This window comes from Schlesneria sp., assembly GCF_036405755.1.
Classification (GTDB): Bacteria; Planctomycetota; Planctomycetia; order Planctomycetales; family Planctomycetaceae; genus Schlesneria; species Schlesneria sphaerica.
This window is the reverse complement of the sequence record NZ_DASWWZ010000310.1, coordinates 1-2734: the sequence shown is the minus strand read 5'-3', so window position 1 is coordinate 2734 and position 2734 is coordinate 1. Positions and strand designations below refer to the sequence as shown.

Below are 2734 nucleotides of genomic sequence, written 5' to 3'. Positions count from 1 at the left end.
GTGACGTTTTTTGCACGGTGCGTGGTCAGCCAGAGGACGACCGCAACGAGAGCTTTAATCAGGGAACGGCGGATACAAGCGTCGTAGCAACCCGGCGGCAAGCTATTCAATGTCAGGATAGATCGTCTTCCACTCGCTCTTCATGTCCACGACGGTCCAGCCCCGTGTCTCGGCCTCGTCGAGGCCTTTGTCCAATCGCCCGAATGGGCTGTTACGGTCATAGGCAAATTCGCGCGCGCCATCAGTGTGATGAACGATCAGGCCGAATCGTGGACCGGGCCCCGTCGTCGTCCATTGCAGCATTTCAAAATCACCGTCCGAGTTACCAAACGCGGCGATCGGTCGCCGCCCAATAAAGCTGTTGATGGAAACTGGCTTTTCGGCCTTGTCATTGATGACGTTTAACTCCGCGAGTCGAACCAGCACGGGCTTCTCATCCCGGAGTTCAAACTTTGTCTTAACGCTGCTCCCGATGACCTGCTCAGGGGGGACCCCGTACACTTGCTCCGCCCACGGACGGAGAAACTCGATTCCTCCGCCAGAAACGATGTAAGTTTTGAAGCCGTTCGCTCGCAGATACTGGAGCAATTCGAGCATCGGCTGGTAGACCATCTGCGTAAACAGGCGCCCCGTCTGAGGATGCCGAGCGGTGGCAATCCACTCTTTTACGGCGGCTTCAAACTCCTCCGTTGTCATCCCCGCATGAGCGGCTGTCACCATGTTGACGAGTCCTTTTTCACCGCCAGCAAGTGCTTTGGCAAAGTCTCCCTTTAGTGCGGCGAAGACCGACAGGTCCCATTTCCTGTCTTGATTTTGCTGCGGAGCACGTTTCAGTCGATCGAGCACAAAGTACGCCTGAAAGTACATCGGTTGCTCTGACCACAAGGTTCCGTCATTGTCAAAAACGGCAATCCGATCTCGAAGAGGTACGAAGCCCGTCCCTTGTTCGTCCGTCACTCTGGTCACGAAATTGATGATGGCCGACTTGGCGCGGCCTTCATTCCAGGATGGCAATTCATCGACCGCCCTTGTTTCACCAGGAACGACTCCCAGCAAGAGGGCTGTTGCCAGGCACAAGTAAACTGAGAAGCAGAATTTCATTGCCGTCATTGCTCCTGGAAATCAGCAGAACCGATGAGACCTCGTGATTCAAACAACGGAGCAGCCTTGAACGGCCGAACCCACCTGATGTCGGAATTTCACTAATATCATACGACCACGAGACGAGCGAAGTTACCAAAATCGCTCGTCTCGTGTTTGGATAGACTGACAAGATCGAAGGCAACACGGCCTGAGTTGCATCGTGTTGGCTTTTTCTACGTCATCGTTGTCATGAATTATTCGCTGGGGGCTCCTGACAGCAGTTCCAGCACTTCGCTCAGATTAAAGCTTGCGGCCTTCTGCCGTTGCGGGTAGTCCTTGAATGTCATCAGGAATTTCGCGACATAGTCATTGGCAGGCAGGAACAAATAAACGCGGTCGAGCACCCAGTCGTAGTAGGTGTTCGAAGTGACATCGGCGCGTTCGTAAGGGTCCAGCCGCAGATTAAACAGTTTAGGAAATCGCAGCGTCACAAAAGGCTCGGCCCAAACCCGCAATGTGCCTGTTGTGCGCTGTTCCATGAAAACCAGCTTCCAGTTGTCAAAACGCAATCCGGTCAATTGCTGATCATCATTGCAGTAGAGAAACGACTCTCGTGGGCTTTTGTCAGTTTCGCCGGCCAGCAGAGGAAGTAGATTGAACCCGTCGAGGTGAACCTTGTAAGTCGTATTCCCGACTTTATAGCCCGCCAGCAATTTCTGTGTGACTTCGCTGTCACCCGCGATTGCGGCCAAAGTGGGCAGCCAGTCAAGATGGCTGACAATTCCATTGGAAACACTTCCCGGTTTGATGACTCCCGGCCAGCGAACCATACAAGGGACCCGATAGGCCCCTTCCCAGTTTGAATTTTTTTCGTTCCGAAAGGGAGTCATGGCCCCATCCGGCCAGGAATTCATATGGGGTCCGTTGTCGGTGCTGTACATCACGAAGGTATTGTCAGCGATTCCCGCGTCATCAAGCGCCTTCAGCACGGTACCGACGTTCTTGTCATGGTCGATCATGGCATCGCAATACTCACTCATCCAGCGGCCGGACTGTCCCTTGATTTCGGGTTTCACGTGAGTGCGGAAATGCATATGGGTGAAGTTGACCCAGACGAAGAATGGCTGATTCGCTTTCGATTGGCGGTGGATAAATTCCACAGCACGCTCAGCAATGTCGTCGTCGATAGTTTCCATCCGCTTACGTGTGAGAGCCCCCGTATCCTTAATGATCTGCTTACCGACTTTGCCGAAGCGGGGATCGACAGTCTGATCGTCCTTATCGCTCGCTCTACAGTCCAGAACTCCGCGGGGTCCGTACTTCGCAGCGAAAGAGGGATCTTTCGGATAATCGACGTGCTCTGGCTCCTCCTCGGCGTTCAAGTGATACAGATTGCCATAGAACTCATCAAAACCATGAACGGTGGGAAGGAACTCGTTTCGATCTCCCAAGTGGTTCTTGCCGAACTGTCCCGTCACATACCCGAGAGGCTTCAGCATCTCGGCGATCGTGGGGTCCTCTTTCTGCAGGCCGATGGTGGCAGAAGGCATTCCCACCTTGGTTAATCCGGTTCGCAGGCCATGCTGCCCCGTGATAAACGACGCACGCCCGGCGGTACAGCTTTGCTCGCCATAGTAGTCCGTGAAGAGCA

General features: G+C 53.9%; 2 protein-coding genes. Both read right to left on the bottom strand.

Going from position 1 to position 2734, the window contains the following annotated elements; translation table 11 throughout:
• Positions 1-102: 102 nt before the first annotated feature.
• Positions 103-1110: an HAD family hydrolase gene (locus VGE80_RS10800; RefSeq protein WP_397570937.1), complete on the bottom strand. Its 1008-nt coding sequence runs from the start codon at positions 1108-1110 to the stop codon at positions 103-105.
• 227 nt (positions 1111-1337) lie between these two features.
• A partial coding sequence (locus VGE80_RS10795; protein WP_440592671.1) for an arylsulfatase occupies positions 1338-2734 on the bottom strand: 1397 nt, incomplete at its 5' end.

Bases quoted from the DNA above. Each gene is read 5' to 3' on its own strand.
- VGE80_RS10800 (WP_397570937.1), bottom strand. From the start codon at position 1,110: ATGACGGCAATGAAATTCTGCTTCTCAGTTTACTTGTGCCTGGCAACA.